Raw genomic sequence first — 13,375 nt, 5'->3', positions numbered from 1 at the left:
TTCCACGAAACGATGAGCCGCTCTAGCGCTCAGGCCACCGGCGCCGACATCGCCGTCTCGTCCTGCTTGGGGCGATTGGCGGGCAGCTGCGTGCCGGTCAGGACATAGTACGCGTTCTCGGCGATGTTGGTCACGTGGTCGCCGATGCGTTCGAGATTCTTGGCGCAGAACAAGAGGTGCGTGCAAGCCGTGATGTTGCGCGGGTCTTCCATCATGTAGGTCAAGAGTTCGCGGAAGACGGACGTGTATTTGACGTCGATGCGTTCGTCGTCGGCACGCAGCTTCGCCAGTGCGGCGGCATCGCGCGCCGCATACTCCTCGATCACGCCCTGCACCTGGATCAGCACCAGCTGCGCCATGGCGTCGATGGAGTGCGACAGGTCGCGTGGCGTGGCGGTGAGGCCGACAGTGCCGACGCGCTTGGCGATGTTCTTGGCAAGGTCGCCAATGCGTTCGAGATCGCCGGCCATGCGGATCGAGCCGACGACATGACGCAGATCGTCGGCCATCGGCTGGCGCTTGGCGATCAGCGTGATGGCGCGGTCGTCGAGTTCGCGCTGGCGCGCGTCCATGATGGCATCGTCGGAGACAACACGCTGAGCAAGCGCGTTGTCGGAATTCAGCAGTGCCTTGGTGGCGCCGCCGACCATCGAGCCGGCGAGGTCGCCCATGTCGCTGATCAGCCTGCTGATCTGTCCGAGATCCTCGTCGAAGGCTGCAACTGTATGTTCGGCCATGATCCTGGTCCTCGTATGCGTGCGATCAGCCGAAGCGGCCGGTGATGTAGTCTTGCGTGCGCTTCTCGCGAGGCGACGTGAAGATCTTCTCGGTTTTGTCGAACTCGACCAGTTCGCCCAGATACATGAAGGCGGTCTGCTTCGACACGCGTGCCGCCTGCTGCATGTTGTGGGTGACGATGACGATCGTGTAGTCGGCCTGCAGCTCGTCGATCAGCTCCTCGATCTTGGCGGTCGACAGCGGGTCGAGTGCCGAGGCCGGTTCGTCGAGCAGGATGACCTCCGGCTTCACCGCCACGGTGCGTGCGATGCATAGCCGCTGCTGCTGGCCGCCCGACAGGCTGAGGCCGCTGGCGTTGAGCTTGTCCTTGACCTCGGTCCACAGTGCCGCGCGCTTCAGCGCCTGCTCGACACGGCCGTCCATCTCGGCCTTGCTGATCTTCTCATAGAGCCTGACGCCAAAGGCGATGTTCTCGTAGATCGACATCGGGAACGGCGTCGGCTTCTGGAACACCATGCCGATCTTGGTGCGCAGCAGGTTGAGGTCCTGCGAGCGGTCGAGAACGTTCTGGCCGTCGAGCAGCACCTGGCCCTCGGCGGTCTGCTTGGGATAGAGTTCGTAGATGCGGTTGAAGACGCGCAGCAGCGTCGACTTCCCGCAGCCCGAAGGGCCGATGAAGGCGGTGACGCTGCGCTCGGGCAGCGACAACGTGATGTCCTTCAGGGCCTTCGACTGGCCATAGTAGAAGTTGAGGTTCTTGACCTCGATCTTAGCCTTGGCCACCGCCTCGGCGGCGATCGTCATGTCTGGAGACAACATCTGGCTCATTTGTCCTCTCTGCGTCCGGTCAGGCTGCGCGCAAAGATGCTGAGCGCGAGAACCGTCAATGTGATGATGAGTGCGCCGGTCCAGGCCAGCTGCTGCCATTCCTCGTAAGGGCTGAGAGCGAACTGGAAGATGGTGACAGGCAGGCTGGCCATCGGCGCGTTGAGATTGCTCGACCAGAACTGGTTGTTCAGCGCCGTGAAAAGAAGCGGTGCGGTCTCGCCGGAGATGCGGGCAATGGCCAGCAATATGCCGGTGACGATGCCGGAAAGTGCCGCGCGGTAGGCCACCGAGCGGATGACCACCCAGCGCGGCGCGCCGATCGCGGTGCCGGCTTCGCGCAAGGCGTTTGGCACCAGGTTGAGCATGTCTTCAGTGGTGCGCACCACGACCGGGATGACCAGGATGGCCAGGGCGACGGCGCCGGCGATCGCCGAGAAATGCCCCATCGGCCGCACCATCAGCTCATAGACGAACAGGCCGATGATGATCGACGGTGCCGACAAAAGGATGTCGTTGATGAAGCGCACCACGGTGGTGAGCTTCGAGAAGCGACCATATTCGGCCATGTAGGTGCCGGCCAGGACGCCGATCGGCGTGCCGACGATGATGCCGATGATGGTCATCACGATGCTGCCGTAGATGGCGTTGAGCAGGCCGCCGGCATCGCCTGGCGGTGGCGTCATTTCCGTGAAGACCGACAGGGAGACGCCGGCGAGGCCCTTGTAAAGCAGGGCGCCAAGGATCAGCGCCAGCCAGGCAAGGCCGATGCCGGCGGCAACGACGCACAGCGTCATCATCACGCCATTCTTGCGCTTGCGGCTCTGGTGAAGCGATGCGGCTGTCGACATCGGTCAGGCTCCGGTGCGGGCGTCAATGCGCATCAGCATGTAGCGGGCGATGGCAAGGATCAGGAAGGTGATGACGAACAGGATCAGGCCGAGCGCCACCAGCGAGGAGGTGTAGAGATCGCCGACCGCTTCGGTGAATTCGTTGGCGATGGTCGCCGAGATGGTCGTTGCCGGCGCAAACAGCGACGTCGAGATGCGGTGCGCGTTGCCGATGACGAAGGTCACCGCCATCGTTTCGCCGAGCGCGCGGCCGAGAGCGAGCATGACGCCGCCCATGATGCCGATGCGCGTGTAAGGAATGACGACCCGGCGCGTGACTTCCCAGGTCGTGCAGCCGATGCCATAGGCCGATTCCTTGAGCACCGAAGGCACCGTATCGAAGACGTCCTTGGTGATCGAGGTGATGAAAGGCAGGATCATGATGGCCAGGATCATCGCCGAGGTCAGCAGGCCGATGCCGTAAGGGGGACCGGCGAACAGGCCGTTGAGGCCCGGAATGCCGTGGAACACGCTGATGATGAAAGGCTGCACTGTCGTCTGCAGGAATGGTGCCAGCACGAACAGGCCCCAGATGCCATAGATGATCGAAGGGATGCCGGCCAGCAATTCCACCGCCATGCCGATCGGGCGACGAAGCGGACGCGGGCAAAGCTCGGTGAGGAAGATGGCGATGCCGATGCCGAGCGGCACGGCGATCAGGATGGCGATGGCCGAGGTGATGATGGTGCCGTAGATCGGCGCCAGGGCACCGAACTTCTCCGTCACCGGGTTCCAGCTTTCGCTGGTCAGGAAGGAGAAGCCGAAGGTCGACAGAGCTTGCCAGGAACCGGCTACCAGCGAGATCGCAACGCCACCGAGCAGGACCAGCACCAATATGGCGGCGGCGCGGGTCATTCCATGGAAGATCGAATCGGTCAGCGCGAACCGTCGAACGGTGGCGTCGCGCGAACCTCTAACGGCTGGCAAGGCTTCCTGGACAGCGCTCATGTCAAGCTCGGCTCTTTCAAGTTGATGAGAAAAGGAGCGCCGCAGGCGCGACGCTCCTTCAGAGGGTATTACTCGCCGGCGTAGACGGGCTTGCCGTCAGCCTGGATGTCGGCCTTCCACGAAGCCTTGATCAGGTCGACGACGCTGTCGGGGATCGAGACGTAGTCGAGCGCCTTGGCGGTTTCCTTGCCGTCCTTGTAGGCCCAGGCAAAGAACTTCAGCGCTTCGCCGGTGGCAGCGGCATCATCCGGAGCCTTGTGGATCAGAACCCAGGTGGAGGCAGCGATCGGCCAGGTGGTGTCACCGGGCTCGTTGGTGATGATGACGTTGAAGTTCTTGGCAGTCTTGAAGTCGGCATTCGAAGCGGCAGCGCCGAAAGATTCGAGTGACGGCTCGACGACCTTGCCGGCTGCATTCAGCATCTTGGAGTAGGACAGGTTGTTCTGCTTGGCATAGGCGTATTCGACGTAGCCGATGCCGCCGTCCGTCTGCTTGACGGTGTTGGCAACGCCTTCGCTGCCCTTGGCGCCGACGCCCGTCGGCCATTCGACGGCGGTGTCCGAACCGACCTTGTCCTTCCAGTCGGGCGAGAGTTTCACCAGATAGTTGGTGAAGTTGAAGGTGGTGCCCGAGCCGTCCGAACGATGCACGACGGCGATCGCGGTCGACGGCAGGGTGAGGCTGGGGTTCAGCGCCTTGATCGCGGCATCGTCCCAGGTGGTGATGGCGCCGAGATAGATCTGGGCGAGCGTCTTGCCGTCCAGGACGAGTTCGCCCGGCTTGACGCCGGTGAGGTTGACGATCGGCACGATGCCGCCCATCACCATCGGGAACTGCACGAGGCCGTTCTTTTCCAGATCGGCGTCGGACATCGGCTTGTCGGTGGCGCCGAAGGTCACGGTCTTGGCGATGACCTGCTTGATGCCGCCGCCGGAGCCGATCGACTGGTAGTTGAGGCCGACGCCGGTATCCTTCTTGTAGGTGTCGGCCCACTTGGCGAACACCGGATAGATGAAGGTCGAGCCGGCGCCGGAAAGGTCAGCTGCGATGGCTGCGGAAAGGGTGAAAGTAGACGCTGTAGCCATTGCAATCGCAACGGCCGCCGAGCGGATGAAATGTCTCATGTGGCCTGCTCCTGTTCGGAAGATGGTCTCTCGGCGCCATTCAAAACCAGCGCCCGCTGAGGCCAATAGACTTCGATTATTACAGTCGCATGACAGTTTCATGTCAGCCCGGTAACGCGTCGCTGGCACTGGAAAAGACGGTGGCGTCGGATGGTCGTGGCCAGGTCCGGGTTTGCCCCCGAAATCAGGGACTTGAGCCATCCGCCGGTTGCAGCCCCGCCGAATTCGACGGGGCTTTCTCAGGTGAAGAAAATCCGGACGGGAGCGCGTTGCTCAAAGCCAGAGCGTGTCATGGCCGGGCCATCGCCAAAACAGGTCCGTTGGGGTAGGTTGACGCTGTTCATTGCCGGCGGTCGCTGCTCCCGCCCGTAACTGCAAGGGCGGAATTCGATTTTGCTATTGTTCCGGCTCGCCGCCGCCTTTGGTATGGTGCGATCGCACCATAGGCATTGCACGCAAGGGTAGCAGCAAATCGGCGATTGATTCCCTCGGCTTGCCGCTTCGGATGCTTGGAACTGGGCGACCCGGTGCTATCCCGCGTTGCGCTGGACCTGGCGGCCGGCGCCGAGCCAGCGCTCGACTTTCTCCAGCAGGGCCCTGGGGCTGATCGGCTTGGGCAGATAATCGTCCATGCCCGCCTCCAGGCAGCGTTCGCGATCGCCCTTGAGCGCATGCGCGGTGACGCCGACAATCGGCACATGCGTGCCGGTTTCCTGCTCCAGTTGGCGGATCGCGGCCGTCGCCTCGAGCCCGCTCATCTCCGGCATCGAGACGTCCATCAGGATCATGCACGGATTGAGCTTGCCGAAAGCGTCGAGCGCCTTGCGGCCATTGCCGACGATCTCGAAACCATAGCCGGTCTCGCCGAGGATCTGGGTGAAGACCATCTGGTTCACCTCATTGTCCTCGGCCACGAGGATATCCAGCCTGTGCCCGCCACCGCCGGTGGCAGGCAGCCTCGGGCGAACCGGCGGCGGCTGCAATTGCGCGCGTTGCTCCGACAGCGCCAGCGGCGGCCGCTGGGGAGCATCGAGCTTCTCGGTCACAAGCTGCTGGGCCGGACCATCCGTGGTGTGGCGATGGCGCTGGATCGTCGCCACCAGCGTCTCCAGGAGCACGGAGGAGCGCGCCGGCTTGATCAGCTGGGCGTCGATGCCGAGATCGCGGTAGCTGGTGTTGGCGAGCGATTGGTCGACCGAAGTCAACATGATGATCGGCGTGTCGGCAAGGCCTTCGGTGTTGCGCACGATGCGCGCCATTTCGGCGCCGCTCATCTCCGACATCTGGTAGTCGAGCACGACGCAATCGACGGGTACGCCATAGGCGGCAGCCGCGATCAGCACCTTGAGGCCCTCGGCGCCGCTCTCGGCCGCACAGGAATCGAATGTCCACGAGGTCATCTGCTCAGTCAGGATGGCCCGGTTGACGGCATTGTCGTCGACGATCAGCACGCGTGCGCCCGTCACGTCCACCGGCATGATGCGCTGCCCGTTCTGCTGTCCGGCCCTGGGCAGCGTCACGGTGAACCAGAAGGTCGAGCCCTTGCCCTCGGCGCTCTCGACGCCGATCTCGCCGCCCATCAGTTCGACCAGCCGTGAAGTGATGGCAAGGCCCAGCCCGGTGCCCTCGTGCCGCCTGGTCGAGGAGGTGTCGACCTGGCTGAATTTTTCGAACACCAGTTTCAGTTTTTCCTCGGGGATGCCGATACCGGTGTCGGTGACCGAGATCGTCAGCCTGGTCCCAGTCGGGACCCGCTCGCCGGTCACATCGACCAGCACATGGCCTTCATCGGTGAACTTGACCGCATTGCCGAGCAGGTTGGTGACGATCTGCCGGATACGGCCGACATCGCCGATGAACAGGCTTTCGAGCCTCGGCTCGACGCGCACGATGAGCTCGAGGTCCTTTTCCTTGGCCCGTGTCGACACCAGCGTCGCCACGTCCTCGATCGCCTCGGCAAGGTTGAAGGGCGCTGGATCGAGCACCATCTGGCCGGCATCGATCTTGGAGAAATCCAGGATGTCGTTGATGATGGTCAACAGCGCGTTGCCCGACTTGACGATAATGTCGGTGAACGTCTTCTGCTTCGGATCGAGATTGGATTTGGCCAGGAGTTCCGCCATGCCCAGCACCCCGTTCATCGGCGTGCGGATCTCATGGCTCATATTGGCAAGGAATTCCGACTTGGCGCGGTCGGCGAGCACGGCGCGCTGGCGCGCCTCGCTGAGCTCCGCCTCGCGCATCTTCAGCTCCGTGATGTCGGTGGTCGATCCGATCAGGTAGAGCGAACCGTCCGACGCGATCATCGCGCCCTTGCGCGCGAATTGATGCCTGACGCTGCCATCGGCAAGCCGCACCGTCTCCTCGATCTCCTGGGTGTCGCCGGTGCGCAGCACGGCGAGATCGCCGGCCACGAAAGCCTCGCCATCCGGCCCGAAGATCTCGATGTCGGTCTTGCCGATCGCATCCTCCCTGCTGAGACCGGTCAGATCGCACCAGCCCTTGTTGACATAGAACTGCCGGAGATCGGAGCGCTTGGCATAGATCGACACCGGTACATTGTCGATCAGGCTGCGGAACACCTCGTTCTCGCGCATGCTCTCTTCCAGAGCCCGCTCGCGCGCCTTGACTTCGGTGATGTCGGTGCTGGAACCGACCAGATGCACCGATCCGTCAATGGCCACCAGGCGGCTCTTGCGCGTCATCAATTGCCGCACCGTGCCGTCGCGATGGGTGACGGGCTCTTCGACCTCGCGCACGGCGCCGGTCGCCACGACATCGGTGTCGTCATGGCTGTAGCCTTCCGCGTCCTCGGCGCCGAACAGCTGGCGGTCGGTCCGGCCGATGACGTCTTCCTTGGCGAGGCCGGTGATCGCGCACCAGGCCTTGTTGACGAATTCGATGCTCAGGTCCTGCGCCTTGATGAAGGCGGCCACCGGCAACTCGTCCATAACGTGCCGGAAGAGATCGATCTGGCGCATCGAGTCGCGCAGCGCCGCCTCGCGGCTCTTGATGTCGGTGATGTCGACGCGCACGCCGATGAACGTGCCGTCATCGGTGCGCATGTCGTAGACCTGATACCAGCGTCCATCGGCATTGAGCCGCTCGTAGGAAGAATTTGGTAGGTGGTAGCGCGCCAGCATGCTGTCGAGCCAGCGTTCGGGTTCGGTCTCGTACAGCCCGTCGATGCTGGCATCGCCGCTCGAGCGGAAATAGCCGATCGATTGGCCGAACTCGAGCGCCTCGCGGAAGCTGCGGCCAGGCTGCCAGAAGGGTTTCAGCGCCGGCAGCGAGTCCTGCAGCTTGCGATTGGCGAAGACGAACTCGTCGTCGCGGTCGTAGATGATGACGCCGGCCGGCAGCGATTCCAGCACGCTGGCGAGATGTTTGCGCGCATCCTGTGCCTCGGTCTCGCGGCCCTTCATGTCGGTGACGTCGACATAGGAGATGAGCCGCTTGCCGCCGGGCAGCGGTGCCAGCGATGCGACAAGCGTGCGCCCGTCATTGTGCGGCAATTGCCTGGAGCCGGCGACGCCGGCCCTGATTTCGGCTTCGCGCTCGGCTGTGTGACGTTGCCAGGCAATTTCATCGGCGCCGTAAGGGTCGATGCCGCGGCTGGCTTCCATCAGCTCGCGGAAGGCCGAGCCGATCCCAGCGCGGCCGGGATCGATTCTCCAGAAGTCATAGAAGGCGCGATTGATGACTTCGGCACGCATATCGGCATCGAGGACGAGAACGCCGATCGGCATCTCATCGACCATAGTGCGCAGATTGACGAAGGTCTCGGCGATTTTGGCGTTGGCGCTTTCGATCTCGGCATCGCGACGCTTGAGTTCGGTGACCTCATAGTAGGTCAATAGCCGCTTGCCGCCAGACAGCGCCGTCACCGAGAACATCATCGTCCTGCCATTGGCGTGGACAAATTCGCGTGGCGCGACGGAGCCTGCCCGAATCTCCTCGATACGGGTGGCGAGGTAGCGCTGCCACGGCTGTTCGTCGATGTCGCCATAGATGCCATTGCGGCGATTGAGTTCCATCAACCGGCTGAACGGAGCACCGACGGTTACGGCATCGTCCGGAATCCTCGACAGATCGCGATAGGCCTTGTTGACGATCAGCGTGTCGAGCTTGGCATCGAGAAGCACGACGCCCATGTGCATGGCGTCCATCGTCCGTTCCAGATCGGCAAGATGCCGGTCGGGTTCGCTGCCCGACAACGGGTTCTGCTCCACGGTCTCGAAGGCGCTGACCAGCGCCGTGACGTTGCGGCCTATGCCGCGATAGCCGGTAAAACTTCCTTCGTTGTCGAACTGTGGAAAGCCTGACGTCAGCACCCAGCGGCAGTCGGCGCCGCCGCCCTTCAGTTCGTAGACGAAGTCGCGGAACGGCCGGCGCGCCTGCAGATCCTCCAGATGCGCAGCCCCGCTGTGGTTACCCTTCAGGACCTGGTTGAGGAAATCGAAGCGGAACCGGCCAAGCACATCGGCCGGATCGATACCGGTGGCCGCCTGATAGGTGGGGGAAAGCCAGGAGAAGCGCAGTTCGGCATCGGTCTCCCAGACCCAGTCCGAGCCTGCCTCGACCAGTTGGCGAAGCGCATCGGTCGAATCCATGTCCGCGCGCGGTGGCGCATCGCCGCGATGCACCGCCTTGCCGGGCTCACGCTTGCCGCGCGCGCCGATTGTTTCGTCCGCTTCCGCCATGCTGTCCCCACCCCGAAAATCAAGGCCGAACCCTCCCTCCGCGGTTCGTCGGCGGAATGTGCCCGAGAAGCATTAACGATCCGCTAACCTTAACGGCGCAACCAGCGCGCTCCTCCTGCGTTATTCAGTCCGGTTGTCGGGCGGACCAAGGCCGCGTTATAAGCCCGTGCAGGGGTGTTGCTTATGATTGGACGGATAGGGCCTTTCTTGCTGGGCGTGGTGCTGCTTTTCGGCAGTGGCTGTTCGCGCAGCTATGACGGCACGGTCATCATACCGCGGCCACTCGACGCCAGGCGCTTCTGGGACCGGCCGCCGCCGAATATCGACTACGCACCGCCGGCCGACAGCGGCGCCTTTCCGGTGCCGCCACAGCCGCCACCCGGACGATTTTCCGACCGCAGGGTTTTGAAGCCTGCCGTGCATAGACGGCACCAGACGAGATTTTCGCCGCCGCCTCCCGCGCCCTCGGACTCGGATTCGCAAAAGCAATTGGCATGCAGGAACGTGAGCGCGCCAGGCCAACGGGTTCGCATGGTCTGCGAATAGGAGCAATTCAGGGAAGCTGCCCGCCGGAGCCTCACAGCGGACAGGCCTATAGCGATGCCGCGCCCTTCTTCGGTTCCTTTGCGCCAAGCTTGTCGAGCGCAAGGCGAACCTGGCGCAAATCGTCCTGCCAGCCGTCATCATCACCCATGGAGCTCTCCGAGGCCGCCCGCTGCAGGCCGCGCGCCTCGGATTCGATCTCACGCAGTTCGGCGACCTTCTCGTCATTGGTCAGGGAGCCGTCTTCGACGATCTCCAGAACCCGCATTTCCCTGAACGTGGCCATGGCGTTTCTCCTGGCTGATGTCGATCACAACGCCGTGAGCAGGCAGCTGTTCCAATCAGATCACGCTTGCAGCCCGGCAAACGGCAGGATCGTCGCAACAGTGGTCATTCAGCCGGGAAGAAGGCCGGGCCGACCACGCGCACCGGCCGCTTGCTGGCCTCGATCGACTGCAGCTGGGCGACAGCCGCGGTCTCGGTGCCGGATTGCGGGATCGCCGCAACGTTGCCGAGGTCCGGCTTTGGCAGCGGGAGAGGAATGATGGCGTTGGTCATGTTTGTCGGCGTCACCGTCCTTGCCCGCAATTCGGCAACGCGCTGGTAGTAGCGCTTGACATCGCAGGCCTTGAAACTGGCATCGTCGCGGTAGCGGAAAGCCGACGGCAGTTCGGTATAGGGTTTGCGCGTATCGAGCGCGACCATCTTTTCGGTCTCAAGACTGGCATCGCTCAGCGTGTAAAGATCGACGGCCGGATCATCGCAGATGTAACGGCACTGATCGGCCATATCCTTGACATCGTCGCTGCCGGCAAATTGCGACTTTGGCGCGGGGAAGAAATATCCATCCGACAGGCGCACGCAAAACAGCATCGCATTGCCGGCATAGATTGCTCCGCCGGATTGGGTCCTCGGCGCCGGGCGCTGATCCTTCGCCCCGGACGTGCAGCCGAGCGCCGCGAACCGTGCCTGCAGGCCCGAAATGTCCCGGCCGGAATTGGATGCGGCCGCCATCTGGCGCTGCACCTCCGTGCGGTTTCTGGCAAGGTCGGCGCACGCATTGAAGAAGCCGCCCGTGGCGCTTTGCGCCGTGCATCTGCGTTGCCTCTCCAGGCCCTGGATCGCCGCAAGCTGGCGGCGCAGCTGCGCCAGTTCGGGGCTCACGCCCCCACCGCGGCCGCCAGACAGCAACTGACCTCTGATCGCGCTGCAACTATCCGCATAGGAAGACGCCGTGCCGAGCGCAGAGACCGCCACCGTCACCAGTGCGATCATCATGAGAAACCAGAAACGGATCATCGGGACGACGTTGTCCTTGTTGCTGACGGACTGGAATCGCGTTCTTTCGACTCGGATAATCTACAACTAAATGAGCTATACCTAATATTTAAAGAGTTACGGCCTGAAACAGACTTTCCTCTAGTGTAATAGAATGGCTCCTGTAAATTCGATATTACATTTTTATTTCAAGATTGAGACGAACCGGAAAACAACGCGGCCAGTCCGGCGGATGTCGAAATCGCAGCACCATGGGCCGTCGAGGCGAACGATCAATCCGGCTTGACCGGCACCTGACCTTGAAACCTTTGCCTGACTGCCGCGTTGATGGGCAGAGGAGAACGCAGATGTCGATCCACTTCACGGTATCGGAACTGACAAGAAACCTTTTCCATTCTCTCGGGCTGGATCACGAGCGCGCGCCACGACCGCTCAATCCCGAGCAAAACCTGTTGCTTGAGTGCTATCTGGCCGGACAGATTCCGGAATCGGCCTGGAGCGACTACGTGTTCGGAGACACCTGACCTGGCACGGCATGCCGAGGTTCGGCGCCTGAGCCATTGAACAATTGGTTCTGGAAAGCCAGCCTGGCGGAGGCGTAAGGCCTTACCAGGCAATCTGTCCGAAAGCTTTCCCTCGCCCTCCGAAAGCTTTCCCTCGCCCATGGACGTCAGGAATATGTAGCCAAGTGCCGCCATTTCTCACTGAAAGGTCGGCGGCAACAGCTATTTCTTCGGAGAAACCAGTTGCAACGTGAAGACGTTGCCGCCAACGCCCTGCGCCAAAGCCGGTGAAAAAGCCAGGGGCGTGCATTTCTTGACGGCGGCAATGGCCGCGTCGATGAATGCCTTCCGCGCCTTGTCATCGCCGGCGACCTTGACGGCGGTTGGCCGTGGCGGACCAATCAGCGAGCCGTTGCGCTTGAAGCTGAAACTCAGGGTTACGGTCGAATTCCCGGCGTCCGCCGGCGGCGTCCAGCACGCCTGGATCGCGTCCCCGACATCATCCATCGTGTTGAGCACTGCTGCCTGTGACGGGACAAGCGTCCCAGCGAGCATTCCACCGGCCATCATCAGCGTTGCCGCCACGCATTTCATCGCAAGCCCTCATCTCACTCCAGGCCGGCATTCCACGCCGAATCCGCTGGAAGCGATGTTAGAGCCAGCGTCGGCGATAACAATATGCCGACGCGAAAAGTTGATGCGCTGGCGCAATTCCAGGAAAAGTGTGAGCGGTTTTCCGTCCGGAATTGCGTAAAAACAAAGAGATAGAGCGGCTCGCCGTTTCCGTGAAACGGTGAAATGCTCTGGCGTTGCCTGGTCACCGTCGCGCGATGTCCCGGCATGAGGCCCGAAAAAGCAAAAAGGCCGGCACGGAGCCGACCTTTCCTTCCACCGATCGTGCGCCAGTACATCCGTGGTCGCGTGGTGAATTCCTGCCAGTAGACAGGGCTTTGGTTAACGAACCCTTATGCTGAAGCCTTCGCCTGCGACCGCACATAGGCGATGTAGCCACGCACGTCGCCGGCCGGCTCGGCGTAGGCTTTACCAAGCTTCTTCTCGATTGCCGCCATATACTCCTTCGCCCATTTGGGCAGCGCGTAGTCGATGACCGCCAGGAACTCGAGCGTCGCCGCCAGCCTTATGTCGGCGATCGACGGGTTCTTGCCGCCGATGAACGGCTTGCCGTCCCTGAAGAAGCTGTGGAAGACCTCCAGCGGCTCGGCGATCGCGGCCATCGCGGCCTTCTGTGCTTCCGACTTCTTGTCCGGATGGGCATCGCTGTGGCCGACCTCGCCGGCATATTGCGGGAACCCCAGCGCCGGGTAGGTGGCGCGCGCCACAAGGGGGTAGAGCGTGCCGATGAGGTAGAACATGGCGCTGTCGACCATCGCCCGCTTGGCCGGCGCCTTCGGATAGAATTTCTCCAGCCCGTGCTTGTTGGCAAGATACTGCATGATGGCGCAGCTTTCCCAAAGCACGCCCCTGGGCAACCCCTTGTCCTCGATCATCGGCGTCAGATGCGCCGGATTGCGCGCCATGTATTCCGGCGAACGCGTATGACCCCAGGCGTCGGTCTCGGCGGCGTCGAACCCGGCCGCGCGGGCAAACACCCGCACCGTCATGTTGTTGACGCTCGGCTTCAGCATGCTGAGTTTCAGCGCCGGCTTTTTCGCCGGCTTGGCCTTGGCGGTCTTCGGCGCCGACTTTTGGGCTACGGCTTTCGCGGCTGCCTTCACCGCTGGCTTCGCGGCCACTTTCGCCGTTGCCTTGGCAGCCGGTTTCTTCGCGCTTTTCACTGTCTTTGCCATTGTTATCCTCCCTGT

The 13,375-nt window shown here is 62.5% G+C and carries 11 protein-coding genes and 1 pseudogene; 1 reads left to right on the top strand and 11 read right to left on the bottom strand.

The features are described from left to right. Positions 1–29 precede the first annotated feature (29 nt). The 8 genes from phoU to CKW40_RS18420 all read right to left on the bottom strand — a co-directional run bounded on the left by phoU (position 30) and on the right by CKW40_RS18420 (position 11,070). Positions 30–737 (bottom strand): phosphate signaling complex protein PhoU, encoded by a 708-nt coding sequence (gene phoU / locus CKW40_RS18460; protein ID WP_095201301.1) that lies wholly within the window; start codon positions 735–737, stop codon positions 30–32. Between the two features lie 25 nt (positions 738–762). Beyond that, the gene (pstB, locus tag CKW40_RS18455) at positions 763–1,566 is read right to left on the bottom strand and encodes a phosphate ABC transporter ATP-binding protein PstB (protein ID WP_027053973.1); all 804 of its coding nucleotides are present in this window, start codon (positions 1,564–1,566) and stop codon (positions 763–765) included. Beyond that, entirely contained in the window at positions 1,563–2,414 is an 852-nt protein-coding gene (gene pstA, locus CKW40_RS18450; RefSeq protein ID WP_095201300.1) for a phosphate ABC transporter permease PstA, read from the bottom strand. Before pstA ends, pstB begins: the two co-directional genes overlap by 4 nt. A 3-nt stretch (positions 2,415–2,417) precedes the next feature. Beyond that, complete coding sequence (gene pstC / locus CKW40_RS18445; protein WP_095201299.1) at positions 2,418–3,401, bottom strand: phosphate ABC transporter permease subunit PstC; 984 nt, start codon at positions 3,399–3,401, stop codon at positions 2,418–2,420. Between the two features lie 68 nt (positions 3,402–3,469). Then, a complete protein-coding gene (gene pstS / locus CKW40_RS18440; RefSeq protein ID WP_095201298.1) occupies positions 3,470–4,525 on the bottom strand; it encodes a phosphate ABC transporter substrate-binding protein PstS in 1,056 nt (351 codons plus the stop codon). A 530-nt stretch (positions 4,526–5,055) separates the two neighbouring features. Beyond that, a complete protein-coding gene (locus tag CKW40_RS18435) occupies positions 5,056–9,228 on the bottom strand; it encodes a PAS domain-containing protein (protein WP_095201297.1) in 4,173 nt (1,390 codons plus the stop codon). Positions 9,229–9,820: 592 nt separating this feature from the next. After that, positions 9,821–10,057, bottom strand: coding sequence for a hypothetical protein (locus tag CKW40_RS18425; protein ID WP_095201295.1), 237 nt, complete (start codon positions 10,055–10,057; stop codon positions 9,821–9,823). 104 nt (positions 10,058–10,161) lie between these two features. Further along, on the bottom strand, positions 10,162–11,070 hold the full coding sequence (locus CKW40_RS18420; RefSeq protein WP_095201294.1) for a DUF2865 domain-containing protein: 909 nt from the start codon (positions 11,068–11,070) through the stop codon (positions 10,162–10,164). 326 nt (positions 11,071–11,396) lie between these two features. Between CKW40_RS18420 and CKW40_RS18415 the strand changes: the two are divergent. Beyond that, a pseudogene (locus CKW40_RS18415) lies at positions 11,397–11,613 on the top strand (hypothetical protein). A 161-nt stretch (positions 11,614–11,774) separates the two neighbouring features. On the opposite strand, the gene tolA reads toward CKW40_RS18415, so the two are convergent. Genes tolA through CKW40_RS18405 form a run of 3 tightly spaced genes read right to left on the bottom strand, consistent with a single transcriptional unit; the run spans position 11,775 to position 13,360 of the window. Then, positions 11,775–12,146 (bottom strand): cell envelope integrity protein TolA, encoded by a 372-nt coding sequence (tolA, locus tag CKW40_RS18410; protein WP_095201293.1) that lies wholly within the window; start codon positions 12,144–12,146, stop codon positions 11,775–11,777. Between the two features lie 14 nt (positions 12,147–12,160). Then, a complete protein-coding gene (locus tag CKW40_RS43000) occupies positions 12,161–12,463 on the bottom strand; it encodes a hypothetical protein (RefSeq protein WP_143748328.1) in 303 nt (100 codons plus the stop codon). Positions 12,464–12,517: 54 nt separating this feature from the next. Further along, on the bottom strand, positions 12,518–13,360 hold the full coding sequence (locus CKW40_RS18405) for a glutathione S-transferase family protein (protein WP_095201292.1): 843 nt from the start codon (positions 13,358–13,360) through the stop codon (positions 12,518–12,520). Between the last annotated feature and the right edge of the window lie 15 nt (positions 13,361–13,375).

The organism is Mesorhizobium carmichaelinearum (assembly GCF_900199455.1).
GTDB lineage: Bacteria > Pseudomonadota > Alphaproteobacteria > Rhizobiales > Rhizobiaceae > Mesorhizobium > Mesorhizobium carmichaelinearum.
The sequence above is the reverse complement of the archived record's forward strand: the minus strand, read 5'-3'. Positions and strand labels throughout refer to the sequence as shown.

What these genes read in the sequence shown, in the direction of transcription:
- phoU (WP_095201301.1), bottom strand. Translation starts at nt 737, where the DNA reads ATGGCCGAACATACAGTTGCAGCCTTCGACGAGGATCTCGGACAGATC.
- pstB (WP_027053973.1), bottom strand. Translation starts at nt 1,566, where the DNA reads ATGAGCCAGATGTTGTCTCCAGACATGACGATCGCCGCCGAGGCGGTG.
- pstA (WP_095201300.1), bottom strand. Translation starts at nt 2,414, where the DNA reads ATGTCGACAGCCGCATCGCTTCACCAGAGCCGCAAGCGCAAGAATGGC.
- pstC (WP_095201299.1), bottom strand. Translation starts at nt 3,401, where the DNA reads ATGAGCGCTGTCCAGGAAGCCTTGCCAGCCGTTAGAGGTTCGCGCGAC.
- pstS (WP_095201298.1), bottom strand. Translation starts at nt 4,525, where the DNA reads ATGAGACATTTCATCCGCTCGGCGGCCGTTGCGATTGCAATGGCTACA.
- CKW40_RS18435 (WP_095201297.1), bottom strand. Translation starts at nt 9,228, where the DNA reads ATGGCGGAAGCGGACGAAACAATCGGCGCGCGCGGCAAGCGTGAGCCC.
- CKW40_RS18425 (WP_095201295.1), bottom strand. Translation starts at nt 10,057, where the DNA reads ATGGCCACGTTCAGGGAAATGCGGGTTCTGGAGATCGTCGAAGACGGC.
- CKW40_RS18420 (WP_095201294.1), bottom strand. Translation starts at nt 11,070, where the DNA reads ATGATCCGTTTCTGGTTTCTCATGATGATCGCACTGGTGACGGTGGCG.
- tolA (WP_095201293.1), bottom strand. Translation starts at nt 12,146, where the DNA reads ATGAAATGCGTGGCGGCAACGCTGATGATGGCCGGTGGAATGCTCGCT.
- CKW40_RS43000 (WP_143748328.1), bottom strand. Translation starts at nt 12,463, where the DNA reads ATGTACTGGCGCACGATCGGTGGAAGGAAAGGTCGGCTCCGTGCCGGC.
- CKW40_RS18405 (WP_095201292.1), bottom strand. Translation starts at nt 13,360, where the DNA reads ATGGCAAAGACAGTGAAAAGCGCGAAGAAACCGGCTGCCAAGGCAACG.